Source organism: Corallococcus exercitus (assembly GCF_003611585.1).
Lineage (GTDB): Bacteria > Myxococcota > Myxococcia > Myxococcales > Myxococcaceae > Corallococcus > Corallococcus exercitus.
Genome location: NZ_RAVW01000025.1, coordinates 1 through 16511, shown reverse-complemented (window position 1 = coordinate 16511; position 16511 = coordinate 1). Strand labels below are relative to the sequence as shown.

Genomic DNA, 16511 nt, shown 5'->3' with positions numbered 1-16511 from the left:
ACGTGATGCGTGTGGGCAGGCCATGGACGACGTTCGGGAGGGAGGGCCGCGCACGATGCGCGCTCTTCGCCCTGGGACTGGGATTGGGACTCACGGGGTGCAGCGCCCCCGGTGGGGACGAAGCCTCCGCGCGACAGGAGAGCCCGCTGGTCGCGGACGCGTCGCTCCGGCCGCCGCGCGCGGTGGACAGCCTGCTCAGCCTGTTCGACCAGACGGCCTCCGTGGTGGAGGGCGAAGTCACCGACGTGCGCTCCGAGTTCTCACCTCGCACGGGCCCGTGGACGGTGGTGACGCTGGGGAACGTGCGTGCGCATCTGGGCGCCGCTCCCCGGGAGCTGCGCCTCAAGCAGGCTGGAGGGCTGCTGCCGGATGGGCGTCAGCTCGTGGTGAGCCACGTGCCCCGCTTCGTCCGGGGCGCGCGCTACGTGGTGTTCCTGCGCAACACCGGCTGGAGCCTGTCGCCGGTGCTGGACGAGCACGCGTTCCGCGTGGAGTCGGTGGGAGGCCGCGAGGTGCTCGTGGGCGCCGAGGGCGGGCTCGTGTCCGGCCTGGGGTCGGCGGGCGTGCGGCAGACGGCGCCGGTGTTCGAGACGGTGGACCTGGTGGGCGCGCGTCCGGCGATGCGCGCGGAGGCCCAGGCCCTGGGTGCGGCTCCGGAGGCGCTGGAGCGGGAGGCGTTCCTCTCGCTGCTCCAGAACCACCTGCGCGCGCGGGGACTCACCGTGGCGGGAGCGTTCCGCGAGGAGCCCGTCACCACCGCGTCGTCCTTGTCCGTGCCGGTGACGCCCGCCGTGGCGAATCCGGCGGCGCCGCGTGCCGTTCCCCTCCAGCCCGAGCGGGACATCCCGCCCGGACAGCCGTGATGAGGTCCGCCATGAAGACAACGACATTCGTGGGTGCCGTCGCGGCGCTGGTGCTGGGCGGCACGGAGGCGGGAGCCGCCGCCTGGGACACGTGCAACGGGACGCCGGTGAAGTGGTACAGCGGGCCGGTCGTGTACCGGAACCGGTGCAGCATCCCGGACTCCGGCAACGTGAACACGGCGTACTGGAACGGCTTGCGGCAGTGGGACGACCTGTCCCACATCGTCAGTGGCTTCAACGTGAACGCGGCGACGGACTGCTCGCTGGACCACAGCGACGGGCAGAACGAGATCGGCCTGTGTGACCGGGCGGCCATCGACGGGAACAACGGGGTGACGTACTCCACGGTGGGGCTGTGCTTCATCGGGAGCAACGGCATCGACGAGGCGGACGTCTGCATCGCCAGCGACCTGGACTTCACGCCGCGCACCGGGAACGCCTTCGGCACGTCGGGCCGCAGCACGTTCGTGCACGAGGCGGGGCACTTCTTCGGCTTCAAGCACGAGGGAGGGCACAGCATCCTGCGCACCTCGCCGCCGCACCTGGTGACGGGCGGCTCCGAGTCCTCCACGCTGTGGCCCACGAACGCGCAGGGCATGAACACGCTGTACGGCTACTCGCAGACGAAGCCCAACCTGCTGCCGTCGTCGATGGGCGTGGTGGGGGACGTGGCGCAGACGCTGGATCCCTCGGGCACCGTGACGGTGTGCCGAGGCACGGCGCAGAGCGTGAAGTTCTACGTGGGCAACATGGGCAACGCGGCCGTGTCGTCCTACACGCTGCGCGTGCGCCTGAGCCCGACGGCGCCTCCGAATGGCTACAGCGAGTCCACCACCGTCGTGGCCACGTACAACCACGCGCTGGGGGCGTTCTCGGAAGGCACCTACTCGCTGGGCTTCACGGTGCCGGCGTCGCTGCCGTTCAACACGTACTACGTCTACCTGGACATGGATCCGGAGGGCGTGGTGTCCGAGCTGCGTGAGAACGACAACACCACCGTCAGCGCGATGACGCTGCGGGTGGGCTGCTGACCATGCGATACGGCGCCCTGGTGGCCGCGCTGCTCCTGGGCGCCTGCGCGAAGCCGAGGGAGGATCCGACTGTGTCGCGAGGAGCGCTCAAGGGCGCTCCCGCGGCGGCGTCCTCCTCCGGCGACGGTTCCGAGCGTCCCCAGCCGCGAGGCGCGGCCACGGTGCGAACGGATCAGGGCACCTACTCGGCCCCGGCGATGCGGTTCATCGCCGACTTCCTGGAGGAGCCGGCCGTGCCCCTGCTGCGGGTCGCGCTGAGCGCGCAGTCGGAGGACGGGGGAACTTGGCGCTTCCGCATGGCTGTGGATGAGAAGTTCGTGAAGTCGAAGCACGCCACCGCGCGGCTCAGTCCGCAGGCAGCGTTGGGTCCAGGGCTGGCGGTGGTGGACTCCCAGCAGGGAACAGGGCCCTCGATGGCGATGGACGAAGGCACCCTGGAGCTGACCGTCACCGGGAACCAGGCGAGGGGCGAGGTGCGAACGAAGGACGGACGCGTGCACGCGACGTTCGAAGGGCCGCTCACCGTCGAATGCACGGTGCCACCCGCCTGGCTGGGCAAAGCGAACGCGCCCGCGCCCGCGCCCGCGCCCGTCCCGTCCTCGCCCAACGATGGGACGGTCCGGGTGCCCGATGAGGCGCTGGTCACGCCTCAATGCCGGTCCATGGCGGACGCCTTCCGCTGACGCCGGGCTGGCCCTTTCCAATCCCCTGGCTATCCCCGCGGTACACCTGCCGCCCGGCGTGCCTCAACCTGTCCGACAGTCGGACCGGTTCCCCGCTGCTCGGATGGTACGCGCGTTCCCTGCCACGGCGGTGGCCCCAACTGGTCCGATTGTCGGACCGGTTTCCGCTGCTTGGGTTGGGGGACGGGCGCCCCGTGTCACGGCGATGGTCCCAACTGGTCCAACAGTCGGACCGGTTTCCGCTGCTCGGATGGGACGGGCGTCCCCTGCCACGGCGATGGTCCCAACTGGTCCGACAGTCGGACCGGTTGCCCTGCTCGGATGGGACGGGCGCCCCTTGCCACGGTGGTGGTCCCAACTGGTCCGACAGTCGGACCAGTTCGTGCGGTGCACCGCTGACGGGAGTCCCTGCGGGATTCCCATCTGCTTATTGATCGGGCCCACGGGGACGGCCCGGTCACTCCGCGTCGCGACCGCTCACGTCCGCCCACGCCAGGCCGAAGCGGGCCAGGTACTTCCGGAGCCGGTCCGCGTCGTTGACGCTCTTCTTCTGCGCACGCGATTGCGCGAACAGCGTCCGGCCAGCATCCGACAATGAACGCGCGGAGCGGCACACCGTCACCACGTCCGCGAGCTGCACCCGGTCGAACCGGTCCAGCTCCGCCGCGCGCGCCGGGCCCATTACCTCCACCAGCACGTCCTCGCTTCCGGACGTCGCCGCCATGCCTGCGGGACGCCACTGCGCCCGCAGCCGCTCCAGCTCCTCGTCCACCACCTCGCGAGTCATCCGCCCGCCCGCGGCCAGCGTGGACATGCGCAACACCGCCGCGTTGAGGTCGCGGAAGTTGCCGCTCCACCGCGCTTCCGGGGACGTGGCGAAGCGCAGGAAGTACTCCTGGGCCTCCTTGCTCATCGTCACCCGGGTGCCCAGCGCCTGGGAGGCCTGATCCAGTTCGTATTGCAGGTTGGGCGCGATGTCCTCCGGTCGCTCACGCAGCGCGGGCAGCCGGAAGGTCCACAGGTTGATGCGCGCGAGCAGGTCCTCGCGGAACCGTCCCCGCTCCACGTCCAGCTGGAGATCGCGGTTCGTCCCTGCGATGAGCTGGAAGTCGCTCTCCGCCTCCTTGTCCGCGCCCACGGGCAGGAACCGCTTGTCCTCCAGCGCGCGCAGCAACATGGCCTGCTCGTCCGCGCCCAGCTCGCCAATCTCGTCCAGGAACAGCACGCCGCCGTTCGCCTGCCGCATCAGCCCGGGCCGGTCGCCCACCGCGCCCGTGAACGCGCCCTTCACGTGGCCGAAGAGCGTGGACATGGCCCCGTCGCCGCGCAGCGTGGCGCAGTTCAAGTCCACGAACGGTCCCGCCACCTGGTTGCGCGCCTTCTTCAGCGCGTAGATGCGCTTGGCGAGCTGCGACTTGCCCGCGCCCGTGGGGCCCGTCAGCAGCAGCGGCGCGCGGGACTGCACCGCCACCTGTTCAATCCGCTCGATGAGCCGGTTGAACGCGGCGTTGTGCGTGTCGATGCCGGACTTGAGGAACGACAGCCCCTCGCGCTGCTGCCGCCGGAAGCGCGCCGCCAGCGTGTCGTAGTTCGACAGGTCCAGGTCGATGATGGCGTGCGTGCCCACCGCCGCGTGTTCCTTCCCCTTGCCCGGGGACGTCTGCACCAGCCGACCCGGAATCAGCCGGCTCTCCACCAGGAGGAACATGCAGATCTGCGCGATGTGCGTGCCCGTGGTGATGTGCACCAGGTAGTCCTCTTCCTCCGGATGGAAGGACTGCGCGAGCACGTGGTCCAGCAGCGCGCCGTACGTCTCCTCCAGGTTCCACGGGTCGCGGATGGGCAGCGACGTCAGCCGCACCTGCGTCTCCGGCGACACCTGCGCGATGTCCTCCTGGATGACCGCCGCCAGTGAAGTCGCCTGGGGCGGGTGCAGCAACTCCAGCCGGTGCACCAGCAGGTCCTCCTGCTGACACAAGGACACCGTGGGCCGCCAGCGCGTCCAGCGCTGCGACCCCATCCCCGTGTCCAGCGTCGTCCCCAGCATCCCGATGACGACCGTGCGCCGCGTCTTCGCCTTTTGAGCCATCAGGATAGGTATTTATCCCATGGGATATGGATTTCCAGCCCGCCTGGTAGGCTTCCCTCGGAAACGGTGTTGGCACGCCGGCTGCTCTAGCTCCCCCACGTGACCGGGACACAGCGCCCGAGTCGAACGACCGAAAGGTGCAGAGCCATGGACCGCGTGAACACGAACTACGAAGTGCTGTCGGACGAAGCGGGCCGCCCCATCAAGGCGTGGACGGTGGGGGTGCCGTTCGAGGACGAGGCGAAGAAGCAGCTTCGCAACCTCCGTGGCCTGCCCTTCATCCACAAGTGGGTCGCGGTGATGCCGGACGTGCACCGCGGTTACGGCGCGACGGTCGGAAGCGTGGTGCCCACGGTGGGCGCGGTGGTGCCGGCGGCGGTGGGCGTGGACATCGGATGCGGGATGATCGCTGTGCGCACGACGCTGCGCGCGGATCAGCTGCCGGACTCGTTGCGCGGGGTGCGCTCGGCCATCGAGGCGGCGGTGCCGCACGGCCGTACGGACAACGGCGGCCGCAATGACCGTGGTGCGTGGAAGGACTCGCCCGCGACGCATACCGCTGCCTGGGCCCGCCTGGCGGAGGGGTACGCGCGCATCGTCGCGAAGCACCCTCGCATCGGCCGTGGGCCGGAGCTGGCGCACCTGGGAACGCTGGGAACGGGTAACCACTTCATCGAGCTGTGCGTCGATGAGTCGGACGGCGTGTGGCTGATGCTGCACTCGGGGTCGCGCGGAGTGGGTAACCGCATCGGAAGCCACTTCATCGAGCTGGCGAAGGAGGACATGCAGCGCTTCTTCGTCCGCCTGCCTGACGCGGACCTGGCGTACCTGCCGGAGGGGACGGAGCACTTCGACGACTACGTGTTCGCGGTGAGCTGGGCGCAGGACTTCGCGGCGATGAACCGCGAGCTCATGCTGCACTCGGCGGTGGAGGCCCTGAAGGCGAGCGGCGAGCTGCCCCCGTTCGAGCTGTCCGAGTCCGCGGTGAACTGCCACCACAACTACATCTCGCGCGAGCACCACTTCGGAAAGAACTGCTTCGTGACCCGCAAGGGCGCGGTGCGGGCGCGCGAAGGCGACATGGGAATCATCCCCGGCAGCATGGGGGCCCGTTCCTACATCGTCCGCGGAAAGGGAAACGCGGATGCCTTCCACTCGTGCAGCCACGGCGCGGGCCGGGTGATGTCGCGCGAAGCGGCGAAGAAGCGCTTCACGCTGGAAGACCACGCGAAGGCGACCGAGGGCGTGGAGTGCCGCAAGGACGTGGACGTGATTGACGAGACGCCGGCCGCGTACAAGCCCATCGACGCCGTGATGGCCGCGCAGGCGGACCTGGTGGAGGTCGTCCACACGCTCAAGCAGGTCGTGTGCGTGAAGGGATAGCCGAAGCACAACCCACCCGCCGCCCCGCGGAGGTGCACATGCCGGGATGAAGCCACCGAGGCGCCCGTTCCCCCGAAGAGGTCCGCGCAAGCGGCCGTTAAGGTGGGGGAGCGGGCGCCGCTATTTTTTGTAATCAGGGATGGGATGCTGCATCCGTCCGCGAGCGCGCAAAGGAGCACCACGCACATGGTTCGCATCGATGGTTCACAGGGGGAGGGCGGCGGCCAGGTGCTGCGCACCGCGCTGGCGCTGTCGCTGGTGACGGGCACGCCGTTCGAGATGGTCAACGTGCGCGCGGGCCGCGCCAAGCCGGGCCTGCTGCGCCAGCACCTCACCGCGCTCAAGGCCGCGGAGGCCGTGGGCGCCGCGGAGGTGACGGGCGCGGAGCTGGGCTCCAAGCAGCTGTCCTTCCACCCGCGCGCGCTGACGGCGGGCAACTACCACTTCGCGGTGGGCACCGCGGGCAGCGCGACGCTGGTGTTCCAGACGGTGCTGCCCGCGCTGCTGCACGCGGATGGGGCCTCCACGCTGACGCTGGAGGGCGGAACGCACAACCCGGCGGCGCCGCCGTTCGACTTCCTGGAGAAGGCGTACCTGCCGCTGCTGCGCCGCATGGGACCGCGCGTGGACGTGACGCTGGAGCGGCCCGGCTTCTACCCGGCAGGCGGCGGGCGGTTCCGCGTGGACATCCATCCCGCGAAGCTCCAGCCGCTCCAGTTGCTGGATCGCGGCCGGGTGCTGCGCACGGAGGCCGTGGCCCAGGTGGCGGCCATTCCCTTCGACGTGGCGAAGCGCGAGCTGGATGCCGTGACCGCCGTGCTGAAGCTGCGGCCGGATCAGCAGCGGCCGGAGGAACTCAAGCGCTCCTTCGGTCCGGGCAACGTGCTGCGCGTCGAGGTGGAGAGCGAGCACGTGACGGAGGTCTTCACCGGCTTCGGCGAGCGCGGCAAGCGGGCGGAGACCGTGGGCGAGGAGGTGGCCACGAAGGTGAAGCGCTACCTGGACGCGGGGGTGCCCGTGGGCGAGCACCTGTGTGATCAGCTCCTGCTGCTGTGCGCCCTGGCGAAGGGCGGAAGCTTCCGCACGCTGGCGCTGGACAGCCACGCGCTCACGCAGCGCGACACCATGGCGAACTTCCTCGACGTGAAGGTGGACGTGCGGGAGGTGGAGCGCGACGTGCACGAAGTGACCGTGCGCGCCTGACGCGGGGCCGGGCGGAGACAGGGCCTCGTCCGGCCGGATGCCCGGCGGACGGACAAGGCGCCCCCGCCAGCGGGAGGCAACCCGTGGCGTTACCTCGCATCCTTCCTACGTTGTGACCTGTAGGGGAGGCTGCGCGTGGCCGAAGTTCCTGAAGTGGAGATCATCGTCCGTGACCTGAAGCAGGCCGTGGTGGGCCGCCGCTTCGTGGACGCGGAGGTGCTGATGCCCGCGGCGGTGCGCTTCGCCTCGCCGCCGGACTTCATCCAGAACCTCCGGGGCCGCAAGGTGCTCGGGGCGGAGCGGCGCGCGAAGTTCATGCTGCTGACGCTGGATGACGGACAGACGCTCGCGCTGCACTTCATGCTGTGGGGCGAACTGCAGCTGCGGCCTGCCGGCAGCGAGCGGCCTCCCGCGACGCTCGTGGTCCTCACGCTGGAGGGCAACGAGGAGCTCCAGCTCACCGACACGCTGGGCTACGCGCGCGTGGCGCTGGGGCCCACGGCGATGCTGGCCTCGCAGCTCAAGCTGGAGGAGCTGGGGCCGGAGGCGCTCGACGAGTCCTTCACGCCGGAGGTGCTGGCGAAGCTGCTGAGGCGCAGGCGCAGCGCGCTCAAGACGGTGCTCCTGAACCAACGCGTGCTCGCGGGGCTGGGCAACCGCGACGCGGACGAGAGCATGTGGGCCGCGGGCATCGACCCCAGGCGCCTGGCGTCGTCGCTGTCTCCCTCCGAAATCATCCGGCTGCACCGGGGCATCCGCGACGTGGTGGAGGAGGGCCTACGGCTGCGCGGCACGCAGCGCGACCTGTTCGGGGTGCAGGGGCAGGCGAAGCACCGTCGCAACATCTTCGGCAAGACGGGAGCGCCCTGTCCCCGCTGCACCACGCCCGTGTCGCACCTGCGAATCGGGGGCCGCAACACGCACTGGTGCGCGCACTGCCAGCCCGCGGACGGCGCCGCGCCAGAGGCCCCGGCGCAGACCTCACTGCTCTGACAAGGCCCCCGGGTGGCTGGTATGAACGGGAGCGTGTCCGACGTTCCCGCCCCCTCGCCCCTGGCCCTCGAAGACGCGCTCACCCGCGCGAGCGAGGAGCACCAGCTCCCCAGCTACTACCAGTCCAGCGTGCGCCCGCTCCTGCGCGACCCGGAAGGACGCTGGCCGCACTGCTGCGGCGGAGGCTGCGAGCCGTGCGCCCAGACGCTCATCCGCGTCGCGCTGCGCACCCTGGAGTTGATGGGCACGCCGCGCCAGAGCCCTCCGCCAGACTTCTAGAACAGCCGCGTCCCCAGGCCCACGCGCCCGGTGAGGCCCAGCCGCGTCTGCCCCGCGCCCGCGCGCTCCTGGAACGTCTCCACGCCTACCTGTCCCGCCGCGAGCAGCGACAGGTTGCCGCCCAGGTACACCTCCACGCCCAGGCCCCCCAGCGCCTGGAAGCGCCGCTGCTTGTCGCCGGTCAGCCCCAGGTCGATGGGCAGGTCCACCAGCCCCAGCAGCACCACGGTGTCCGCCACCCGGTAGCCCGCCACCATCCCCGGCAGGATGCGCACCAGCACGCCGGAGAAGTTGTCGTCGTCCATGTACGTGGAGCCGGAGTTGAGCACCAGGCCCACGCCCAGCGTCGGCGCCAACGCGAACGACCCCTGGCGCACCACCTCCTTGCGGCCCACGAGCTCCAGCGACGCGCCCAGCTTGAACCAGTCGAAGCGCGCCCGCGCCTCCACCTCCAGCGCCCCCAGCCCCTGCCGGAACCCCAGGCCCACCTCCGGCGCGCCCGTGTAGCCATAGAGCGCCGTCGCCCCCGCGGGCAGCATCACCGGCGCCACCACGGAGCCCAGCGGGTCCTCCTGCGAGAGCGAGACTTCGGCATCCTGGGCCAGGGCCAGGGAGGGCACGACGAGGAGGGCAAGCAGCGGTCCGAGGCGCGTCATGGGCGCGCACCCTAGCGTGGGACGCCGTCTGGCCAAAACCCAACGAATCCAGGGACTTGGAGGAGGGTTGTGCATTCGCTCGGGTTCCCTGGAAGAATGGGGAATCCATGGTTGCCTACCTGCACGCCGCACCGCCTCCTGAAACCTCCACGCCCGCGGGAGGTCGCGACGCACTCGCCCTGCCGGGTGAGGGTTCGGGCTCGGTGTTGCTGGTGGGCGAGACGGCGCGGCCGGCGGTGACGGAGGCGCTCATCGCGGAGGGCTTCGAGCCCGTGCACGTGGAGGGCGCGCGCGCGGCGCTGGCGTGGCTGGGCCTGGAGGCAGGGGTGTCGCGGCCTGAATCGGAACCGGCGCGGCCGGGGCCGGTGCTGACGCTGCCCCGGCTGGTCATCATCGACGTGGACCTGCCGGACGGCGACGGCTTCAGCCTCTGCGGCGTGCTCCGGGCGGACGCGAGGTCCGCGCACCTGCCGGTGCTGCTGGTGGCGCGGCACCCGGAGGAGTTCCACCGCGACCTGGCCGCGGGCGTGGGCGCGGACGAATACCTGGTGGAGCCGGTGGACGCGCGCGACGTGGCGGTGCTCGCGCGGCTCAAGGCGGGACGGCGCGGCGAGGAGGACGTCTACGACGCGCACACCGGAGCGCTGCCCCTGGTGGGGCTGGTGCGCGCGCTCCTGTCCGGCGTGCGCTCCGGACGGGTGGTGCTGGCCGAGGACACCGGCGCGTTCGTCTTCCGCCACGGCCTGGTGGTGGACGCGAGCTTCCACGGCGAGCGCGGCAGCCTCGCGTTCCGGCGCCTGCTCTGCTTCGGCGCGGGCGCGTACACGGTGACGTTCGGCCCGGAGCTGCACCGGGGCACCTTCACCCTGGACCGCCCGTTCCTGTGCGACCAGCTGGTGCCCGGCCTGGAGCGCTTCGAACAGCTGCGCGTCCGGGGCCTGCCCCTGGCGGCGCGGCTCACGGTGGACTTCAGCCGGCTGGCGCAGGAGCTGCCCTCGCTCCCCGAGGACGTGGAGCAGGTGGTGCGCCTCTTCGACGGACGGCGCACCGTGCGCGCGATGCTCCTGGAGTGCCGCTTCCCGGAGGCGCTGGCCTACGAGGCGGCGACCCGGCTGTTCATGCTGGGCGTGCTGGTGCCCGCCATCCTGGTGGAGGAGCGCGAGCGCGCCCGGGAGTCCGCGGGCCCGCCCCGCCTCTTCGAGCCCGTCCTGGCTCCCGAGTCCGAGCCGGACGCGTCGTGAGGGTTTGACTCGGGCGGCCTGCTCGGGGCACAAGGCCGGGAACGCCACGGGCTGAACGCCCGTCCACCCCACGCCTGAGCCGCCGCCATGTCCGGTCACAACCGATGGTCGAAACTCAAACGCCGGAATGCCGTCCTGGGCGTGGCCAAGGGCAAGCTCTACTCCAAGGCCATCAAGGAGATGACCGTCGCCGCGCGCCTGGGTGGCGGTGACCCGGCCAGCAACGCCCGCCTGCGCGTGGCCGTGGCCCAGGCGCGCGAGTCGAACATCCCCCGCGACACCATCGAGCGCGCCATCAAGAAGGGCACGGGCGAGCTGGCTGGCGAGTCCTACGAAGAGGTGACGTACGAGGGCTACGGCCCCGGCGGCGTCGCGCTCATCATCGAGTGCCTCACCGACAACCGGAACCGCTCCGCCAGCGACGTGCGCAACCTCTTGGGCAACTACGGCGGGAACATGGGCGCGGAAGGCGCCGTGGGCTGGATGTTCCACAAGAAGGGCGTCATCACCGTGAAGCCCGGCCCCACCGAGGACCAGGTGATGGAGCAGGCCCTGGACGCGGGCGCGGAGGACGTCGTGGACCAGGGGCCGGACGGCTTCGAGGTGCGCACCGCCCCGGCGGACCTGCACGCGGTGGGCGCGAAGCTGGAGGCCGCGGGCCTGCCCCTGGGCGAGCAGAAGTGGACCTTCGTGCCGCAGAACACCGTGAAGGTGGAAGGCGACAACGCGAAGCGGCTGTTGAAGCTGATGGACGCGCTCGACGACAACGACGACGTGCAGCACGTGCACGCCAACTTCGAAATCGACGAGTCCCTGATGGAGTCGCTGTCCACGTGAGCCCCTGACGGGCGCGTGGGAAAGGAACGGGCCGGTGCGCGTACTCGGCGTGGACCCTGGCAGCCGCTTCATGGGCTTCGGGGTGGTGGAGGAGAAGAAGGGCAAGCTCGTGCACCTGGGCCATGGCGTCATCAAGGTGGTGGAGTCCGCGCCCCTGGCTGAGCGCCTGAAGGACCTGCACGCCGCCTTGAGCGCCGCGCTCCAGCGCTACCAGCCGGAGGCCGTGGCCGTGGAGGGCCTCTTCACCTTCCGCAACGCCCGGAGCGCCCTGGTGCTGGGCCACGCGCGCGGCGTGGCGCTGCTGGCCGCGGCGCAGGCGGGCCTGCCCGTGCACGAGTACGCCCCCGCGAGCGTGAAGAAGTCCGTGGGCGCCAGCGGCGCGGGCAACAAGGACGCGGTGGCGCGCATGGTGCGCACGCTGCTCGGCGTGGACGAAGCGACGCTGGAGCGCGCGGATGCCAGCGACGCGCTCGCCGTCGCGCTGTGCCACTTGAACCAGTTCCGCGTGGGCATGCCCCGCGCCAGCGCGCCCGGCAACGGCAAGCGCAAGGGGGCCGCGTCGGTGCTCGCGGACCGCCTGTCGTCCGCCTACCAGCGCCCGGAGACCCGCTGATGATCGCCCGGCTGCGTGGCAACGTGTTGGAGAAGGGCCCCGAGGACTGCGTCATCGACGTGCACGGCGTGGGCTACCGCGTGAACCTCTCCACCGTCTCGCTGGGCAAGCTGCCCGCGGACGGACAGCCGGTGGACCTGCGCATCCGCACCGTGGTGCGCGAGGACGCCTTCGAGCTCTTCGGCTTCCTCTCCCCGCAGGAGGACGAGCTCTTCCAGCTGCTCAACACCGTGTCCCGCGTCGGCCCGCGCATGGCGCTGGGCGTGATGTCCGGCATGGAGGTGGGTGAGCTCATCGCGGCGCTGTCGCGCGGGGAGACGGCCCGGCTCGCGAAGATCCACGGCGTGGGCAAGAAGACCGCCGAGCGGCTCGTGCTGGAGCTCAAGGAGAAGGTGCGCAACCTGCACTCGGAGGGCATCGCGCGCGGCACCACGCCCCGCGCGCCCGTCACCTCCGGCAACAAGGCCGACCTCGTCTCCGCGCTGCTCAACCTGGGCTACAAGCAGCCCCAGGCGGAGAAGGCCGCGGACGTCGTCATCGAGCGGCTGGGCCCGGACGCCACCTTCCAGGCCCTCTTCCGCGAAGCCCTCAAGTCCCTGCGCTCCAGCCCGTGACTTCCGGACACCGCTTTCGCCCCACGGGGCGAGACGCGGTGCTTCCAGGGCTTGGAAATCCTCGGAAAATACGCGCAAGTCTTTTTCCCTTGGGACTCCGCTGACGTCGCCCGGCGAACGGCGTTACCGTTCGCTTGGAATCATCCGCTGGATTGCGACGCTCACGGTCCGACATCCTTGCGCCATCCTCGCCGGCCATGAGCTGGCCCATTCCGCTGGAAACATCAATTTCCAGCACAGGTGCGGTGGTCCAGACCGGATCGCCTTGCCCCGAGGAGGTGCGTGTGATGGCGGCGTGGCGTGGTGTTCCGGTCCTCGTGCTGCTGCTCTCCGGTGTCATCGGGGTGGGGTGTGGCGCGGCGGACGGTGAGGCCGAGGTGAAGTGGGGCGAGGCGTCGGCGGCGGTGGACGAGGTGGTGGACATGGCGGCTTCCGGAGCACCGCAGCCCTGTGGCCCGTCGGCGCGGCCCGTGGGCGACCTGCGCCCCGGCGCGGAGGGCTCGGCGCCGGAGACGCTGGTGGAGGTGGACGGGCGCGTCTTCTACGGCGCGGATGACGGCGTGACCGGCAGCGAGCTGTGGGTGACGGACGGGAGCAGCACGGACTCGCGCCGGGTGAAGGACCTCCGGCCCGGCCCGTACGGCAGCACGCCGCGCTTCCTCACGCGGATGGGCGGGCGGCTGTTCTTCGTCGCGGACGACGGGGTGAACGGGCCGGAGCTGTGGCGGTCGGACGGCACGGAAGCGGGCACGGTGCTGGTGGCGGACCTCCGGCCCGGAGCGCAGGGCAGCGCGCCGGACGGGCTGAAGGTGGTGGGCGCGCGGCTGTACTTCACCGCGGATGACGGCGTGCACGGCCGCGAGCTGTGGAGCACGGACGGCACGGCGAAGGGCACGCAGCTCACGCAGGAGTTCGCGCCCGGTCCGAACTCGCTGTTCCTGGACGACCTGACGGAGTGGAACGGGAGGCTGGCGCTGGTGGCGTACGGCGACGACTCGGTGACGCTGTGGGTGCACGAGGCGCGCACCGGCGCCTCGCGGGTGCTCTTCCGGGGCCCGGCCTGGACGGTGCTCTTCGCGCTGACGCCGGCGGGGAGCGACCGCCTCTTCTTCCTCGTGGACCTGGGCCTGGGCGAGGCGGACCTCTGGGTGACGCGGGGCCCATCCCTCACCACGTTCTCGCTGGTGCACGTCCCGGGGGACTACCCGTCGGAGCTCACACCGCTGGGCAACAGCGTGTACTTCATGGCCGGGGCGGAGGGCTTCTTCGGCGAGCCCGGGGACCTGCTCCATGGCGGCGAGCTGTGGAAGAGCGACGGCACGCTCATGGGCACGCGCCTGGTGAAGGACGTGCGGAAGGGGCCCCTGGGCTCGCAGCCCTCCGGCCTGACGGTGATGGACGGGCGGCTGTACTTCGCGGCGGATGACGGCGTGCATGGCCGCGAGCCGTGGAGCACGGACGGCACGGCGCAGGGCACGGTGCTCGTGCAGGACCTGGAGCCGGGCCCCGCGGGCAGCACTCCCATGGCCTTCGCGGCGGCGGACGGGTGGCTGTTCTTCTCCGCGACGACGGCGGGCCGGGGCCGCGAGGGCTGGTACTCCAACGGCGCCCCGGGCCACGTGGACCCGATGCGCGACATCGCGCCCGCGGGGCTCCACGCGAATCCGCGCGGGTTCGTGCGCGCGGGGGGCCACGTCTTCTTCGTGGCCACGGATCCGGTCCAGGGCGAGGAGCCCTGGGCGCTGCCGTTCCTCCCCGCGACCCGCTGCGACCGGCCGTAGCGCTCAGGCCGCGCGCCGCACCGCGGGCGTGGGGTGCAGCCCGCCCGTGTTCGGCGCGGGCAGCACCACGGTGGGGCCCAGGCCCGGGGCCAGCAGGTGCGCGGTGAGCAGCGACGACGGGTGGAAGTTCACGAACGACGGGTCGTGCGCGGACGGGCCCGCGAAGAGCTTCTCCACCACCATGGACGCGTACTGGTCCAGCGAGTCCTCGCGCGTGTTGCCGTTGAGCACCACCTCCCAGCCCATCTGCTCCGCGAAGCGGCGCACGCCGGGGATGCGCGACAACAGCGGCGTGAAGCTCTCCGTGCTCACGCCGTTCTCGCTCACCACGAACACCTCGTTCGCGGTGGCCACCGCCAGGGACATGTTCCCCTGCGTGTGGCCGGGCGTGCTGAGCAGCGCCGCGCCCTGGCCCAGCCACGTGTCCCCGTCCAGCAGCACCACGCGCTCCTCGGGGATGTCCGTGCCGCCGGGTACGAACCACACGTGCTGCATGGGGTGCAGGTGTTTCACCATGGTCCACTCGGCGCGCTGCACCAGCAGCTTCGCCCGGGGGAAGACGCCCGGCGTTCCGTCACCGCCCAGCCAGCCGCGCAGGTCCTGGATGTGCAGGTGGTCGAAGGCCAGGTAGTCCACGTCCGACGGCGTCAGCCCCAGCTGCTCCAGGTGGCCCTGCACCGTGCCGTGGCGCGTGGACATCACCTTGTCGGACAGGAACGCGCCGTAGCGCTCGCGCAGCGCGCGGTAGAAGGGCGCCGCGTGGCCGCGCTCGTAGTCGGTGGGGTTGAAGAGCAGGGTGCGCCGCTGGCCGGTGCCGGCCTCCGCGAACTGCACCACCTGCATGCGGTTGGTCATCATCACGTACGGTGCGGGTGACAGCGCCGCCCCACTGAAGGCGAACAGGGTGGGGTAGGGGAACGTGATGAGGTCGCAGGTGGCCACCGCCGCCACCGGGCCCTCCCGGACGAAGGCCTCGCGGGCCTCCAGCGCGGCGCGGCGCAGCTTCTGCAGCCGGGGGCCGGGCGAACGCTCGGCGCGGGCTTCGGGCAGCAGGGGCAGGGGACGGAACGGGGCGGAAGCGGAAAGCATGACGCGACTCCCTTCGGGCAGGGGGGCAGCCCCCCTGGCTGGCCGGTCGGCGTGCCACTCGGACTCTAGCGCCGCCAGAAGGGCAGCGACATGTGGCCCCTTCGCTGTATAGGGTCGCAATGGCGATGGCGAGGAAGTCCGACGACACCCTCTCGGGAGATGTTCAGCCGGAAGACATCCGGCTGGAGGTCTCCCTGCGCCCGCGCACCTTCGACGAGTACGTGGGGCAGGGGGCGGTCGTCGAGAAGCTCAAGGTGTACGTGGCCGCGGCGAAGAGCCGGGGTGACGCGCTGGACCACTGTCTGTTCTCCGGTCCCCCCGGCCTGGGCAAGACGTCGCTCGCGCACCTCATCGCGAACGAACTGGGCGTGGGCATCCACGTCACCAGCGGCCCCGCGTTGGAGCGCAAGGGCGACCTGGCGGGCCTGCTCACCAACCTCAACGAGCGGGACATCCTCTTCATCGACGAGATCCACCGCCTCAACGCCGCCGTGGAGGAGTACCTCTACCCGGCGATGGAGGACTTCCGGCTGGACATCACCATCGACACCGGGCCCGCCGCCCGCGCGATGAAGATCGACCTGCCGCCCTTCACGCTGGTGGGCGCCACCACGCGCACGGGCCTGCTCACGTCCCCCTTGCGCGACCGCTTCCAGATTCAGGAGCGCCTGGAGTACTACGAGCCGAAGTTCCTGGAGCAGATCCTGGACCGCTCCGCGCGCATCCTCGGCGTGCCCATGGACCGCGCCGCCAGCAAGGAGATCTCCACCCGCTCGCGCGGCACGCCCCGCATCGCGAACCGGCTGCTGCGCCGCCTGCGCGACTTCGCCCAGGTGGAGGGCAACGGCCGCATCACCTACGACCTGGCGCACGACTCCCTGAGCCGCCTGGGCGTGGACGCCAGCGGACTGGACGCGATGGACCGGAAGATTCTGCTGACCATCCTGGAGAAGTTCGGCGGCGGTCCGGTGGGCGTGGAGACCATCGCCGCGAGCGTGGGCGAGCAGCGCGACACCATCGAGGACGTCTACGAACCCTTCCTCATGCAGGAGGGCTTCCTCATGCGCACGCCCCGGGGCCGCACCGCCACGCTGCGCACCTACCAGTACTTCAAGAAGACGCCGCCCCCCACCCCACAGGGGACCCTCTTCTAGCC

16 protein-coding genes are annotated in these 16511 nt (G+C 71.1%); 13 read left to right on the top strand and 3 right to left on the bottom strand.

The window, feature by feature from the left end; genetic code table 11:
* Positions 1–5 precede the first annotated feature (5 nt).
* From D7W79_RS05450 to D7W79_RS05440, 3 genes are read left to right on the top strand one after another with little or no spacing between them, the layout of a single operon-like run.
* Entirely contained in the window at positions 6–863 is an 858-nt protein-coding gene (locus D7W79_RS05450) for a hypothetical protein (RefSeq protein WP_147441807.1), read from the top strand.
* An 11-nt stretch (positions 864–874) separates the two neighbouring features.
* Positions 875–1894 carry a CARDB domain-containing protein gene (locus tag D7W79_RS05445; protein WP_158616893.1) on the top strand — a complete coding sequence of 340 codons (1020 nt, stop codon included), beginning with the start codon at positions 875–877 and terminating at the stop codon, positions 1892–1894.
* Positions 1895–1896: 2 nt separating this feature from the next.
* Entirely contained in the window at positions 1897–2577 is a 681-nt protein-coding gene (locus D7W79_RS05440; RefSeq protein ID WP_120524260.1) for a hypothetical protein, read from the top strand.
* 457 nt (positions 2578–3034) lie between these two features.
* Here D7W79_RS05440 and rtcR read toward each other — a convergent pair whose 3' ends face one another.
* A complete protein-coding gene (rtcR, locus tag D7W79_RS05435; RefSeq protein ID WP_120524259.1) occupies positions 3035–4666 on the bottom strand; it encodes an RNA repair transcriptional activator RtcR in 1632 nt (543 codons plus the stop codon).
* Positions 4667–4813: 147 nt separating this feature from the next.
* Here rtcR and D7W79_RS05430 point away from each other — a divergent pair, with 147 nt between their 5' ends.
* The 4 genes from D7W79_RS05430 to D7W79_RS05415 all read left to right on the top strand — a co-directional run bounded on the left by D7W79_RS05430 (position 4814) and on the right by D7W79_RS05415 (position 8524).
* Positions 4814–6049, top strand: a complete 1236-nt coding sequence (locus D7W79_RS05430; protein ID WP_120524258.1) for an RtcB family protein — start codon at positions 4814–4816, stop codon at positions 6047–6049.
* A 186-nt stretch (positions 6050–6235) separates the two neighbouring features.
* Positions 6236–7252 carry an RNA 3'-terminal phosphate cyclase gene (gene rtcA / locus D7W79_RS05425; protein ID WP_120524257.1) on the top strand — a complete coding sequence of 339 codons (1017 nt, stop codon included), beginning with the start codon at positions 6236–6238 and terminating at the stop codon, positions 7250–7252.
* Between the two features lie 135 nt (positions 7253–7387).
* The gene (locus D7W79_RS05420) at positions 7388–8245 is read left to right on the top strand and encodes an Fpg/Nei family DNA glycosylase (RefSeq protein ID WP_120524256.1); all 858 of its coding nucleotides are present in this window, start codon (positions 7388–7390) and stop codon (positions 8243–8245) included.
* 21 nt (positions 8246–8266) lie between these two features.
* Positions 8267–8524 carry a hypothetical protein gene (locus tag D7W79_RS05415; RefSeq protein ID WP_171434034.1) on the top strand — a complete coding sequence of 86 codons (258 nt, stop codon included), beginning with the start codon at positions 8267–8269 and terminating at the stop codon, positions 8522–8524.
* Here the strand turns inward: D7W79_RS05415 and D7W79_RS05410 are convergent.
* Positions 8521–9180: a hypothetical protein gene (locus tag D7W79_RS05410; protein ID WP_120524255.1), complete on the bottom strand. Its 660-nt coding sequence runs from the start codon at positions 9178–9180 to the stop codon at positions 8521–8523. The genes D7W79_RS05415 and D7W79_RS05410 overlap by 4 nt on opposite strands.
* A gap of 107 nt (positions 9181–9287) precedes the next feature.
* Here D7W79_RS05410 and D7W79_RS05405 point away from each other — a divergent pair, with 107 nt between their 5' ends.
* The 5 genes from D7W79_RS05405 to D7W79_RS05385 all read left to right on the top strand — a co-directional run bounded on the left by D7W79_RS05405 (position 9288) and on the right by D7W79_RS05385 (position 14266).
* Entirely contained in the window at positions 9288–10421 is a 1134-nt protein-coding gene (locus D7W79_RS05405) for a response regulator (RefSeq protein ID WP_120524254.1), read from the top strand.
* 87 nt (positions 10422–10508) lie between these two features.
* A complete protein-coding gene (locus D7W79_RS05400; RefSeq protein WP_120524253.1) occupies positions 10509–11258 on the top strand; it encodes a YebC/PmpR family DNA-binding transcriptional regulator in 750 nt (249 codons plus the stop codon).
* Between the two features lie 34 nt (positions 11259–11292).
* Positions 11293–11871: a crossover junction endodeoxyribonuclease RuvC gene (gene ruvC / locus D7W79_RS05395; RefSeq protein WP_120524252.1), complete on the top strand. Its 579-nt coding sequence runs from the start codon at positions 11293–11295 to the stop codon at positions 11869–11871.
* Complete coding sequence (gene ruvA / locus D7W79_RS05390; RefSeq protein ID WP_120524251.1) at positions 11871–12485, top strand: Holliday junction branch migration protein RuvA; 615 nt, start codon at positions 11871–11873, stop codon at positions 12483–12485. Before ruvC ends, ruvA begins: the two co-directional genes overlap by 1 nt.
* A gap of 287 nt (positions 12486–12772) precedes the next feature.
* Positions 12773–14266 (top strand): ELWxxDGT repeat protein, encoded by a 1494-nt coding sequence (locus tag D7W79_RS05385; protein WP_120524250.1) that lies wholly within the window; start codon positions 12773–12775, stop codon positions 14264–14266.
* Positions 14267–14269: 3 nt separating this feature from the next.
* Here the strand turns inward: D7W79_RS05385 and D7W79_RS05380 are convergent, their stop codons facing one another.
* Positions 14270–15355, bottom strand: a complete 1086-nt coding sequence (locus D7W79_RS05380) for an MBL fold metallo-hydrolase (RefSeq protein WP_120524249.1) — start codon at positions 15353–15355, stop codon at positions 14270–14272.
* Between the two features lie 119 nt (positions 15356–15474).
* On the opposite strand from D7W79_RS05380, the gene ruvB reads away from it, so the two are divergent.
* Positions 15475–16509 (top strand): Holliday junction branch migration DNA helicase RuvB, encoded by a 1035-nt coding sequence (gene ruvB, locus D7W79_RS05375; RefSeq protein ID WP_120524248.1) that lies wholly within the window; start codon positions 15475–15477, stop codon positions 16507–16509.
* Positions 16510–16511 lie beyond the last annotated feature (2 nt).

Bases quoted from the DNA above. Each gene is read 5' to 3' on its own strand.
- ruvA (WP_120524251.1), top strand. From the start codon at position 11,871: ATGATCGCCCGGCTGCGTGGCAACGTGTTGGAGAAGGGCCCCGAGGAC.
- rtcA (WP_120524257.1), top strand. From the start codon at position 6,236: ATGGTTCGCATCGATGGTTCACAGGGGGAGGGCGGCGGCCAGGTGCTG.
- D7W79_RS05400 (WP_120524253.1), top strand. From the start codon at position 10,509: ATGTCCGGTCACAACCGATGGTCGAAACTCAAACGCCGGAATGCCGTC.
- D7W79_RS05410 (WP_120524255.1), bottom strand. From the start codon at position 9,180: ATGACGCGCCTCGGACCGCTGCTTGCCCTCCTCGTCGTGCCCTCCCTG.
- D7W79_RS05385 (WP_120524250.1), top strand. From the start codon at position 12,773: ATGGCGGCGTGGCGTGGTGTTCCGGTCCTCGTGCTGCTGCTCTCCGGT.
- D7W79_RS05415 (WP_171434034.1), top strand. From the start codon at position 8,267: ATGAACGGGAGCGTGTCCGACGTTCCCGCCCCCTCGCCCCTGGCCCTC.
- D7W79_RS05430 (WP_120524258.1), top strand. From the start codon at position 4,814: ATGGACCGCGTGAACACGAACTACGAAGTGCTGTCGGACGAAGCGGGC.
- D7W79_RS05450 (WP_147441807.1), top strand. From the start codon at position 6: ATGCGTGTGGGCAGGCCATGGACGACGTTCGGGAGGGAGGGCCGCGCA.
- D7W79_RS05380 (WP_120524249.1), bottom strand. From the start codon at position 15,355: ATGCTTTCCGCTTCCGCCCCGTTCCGTCCCCTGCCCCTGCTGCCCGAA.
- D7W79_RS05405 (WP_120524254.1), top strand. From the start codon at position 9,288: ATGGTTGCCTACCTGCACGCCGCACCGCCTCCTGAAACCTCCACGCCC.
- D7W79_RS05445 (WP_158616893.1), top strand. From the start codon at position 875: ATGAAGACAACGACATTCGTGGGTGCCGTCGCGGCGCTGGTGCTGGGC.
- D7W79_RS05440 (WP_120524260.1), top strand. From the start codon at position 1,897: ATGCGATACGGCGCCCTGGTGGCCGCGCTGCTCCTGGGCGCCTGCGCG.
- ruvB (WP_120524248.1), top strand. From the start codon at position 15,475: ATGGCGATGGCGAGGAAGTCCGACGACACCCTCTCGGGAGATGTTCAG.
- rtcR (WP_120524259.1), bottom strand. From the start codon at position 4,666: ATGGCTCAAAAGGCGAAGACGCGGCGCACGGTCGTCATCGGGATGCTG.